Origin of the sequence: Bradyrhizobium sp. RD5-C2, assembly GCF_019972155.1 — a bacterium.
Taxonomy (GTDB): domain Bacteria; phylum Pseudomonadota; class Alphaproteobacteria; order Rhizobiales; family Xanthobacteraceae; genus Bradyrhizobium.
In genome coordinates this window covers 1-319 of sequence record NZ_BOVL01000052.1, presented here as the reverse complement: position 1 = coordinate 319, position 319 = coordinate 1, and the positions used below count along the sequence as shown (strand labels likewise).

1 protein-coding gene is annotated in these 319 nt (G+C 63.9%); it reads right to left on the bottom strand.

What is annotated here, in order from left to right:
- Window positions 1–319, bottom strand: a 319-nt coding sequence (locus BraRD5C2_RS34120) for a helix-turn-helix domain-containing protein (protein WP_223975861.1), incomplete at both ends; no start/stop codon positions are given.

Genomic DNA, 319 nt, shown 5'->3' with positions numbered 1-319 from the left:
GGTCTGACGAACCTGCCGAGCTTCTTGATGTCGATATGGATGAGCTCGCCGGGCTGTTCGCGCTCATAGCGCCGTACCGGCTCGGTCGGCTCCAGATCGCGTATCCGGCTTAATCCCAAGCGGCGAAGGATGCGGCTGACAGTGGCCGGCGACACCCTGACCTCGGCTGCGATCTGCTTGCCGGTGTGGCGCTGCCGGCGCAACGTCTCGACGGCGGCACGCGTGGCTGGCAGGATTTGGCTTGGCGATGAAAGAGGTCTCGAGGAGCGATCACGCAACCCTTCGACACCTTCTGCGCGGAACCGCTTGACCCATTTGG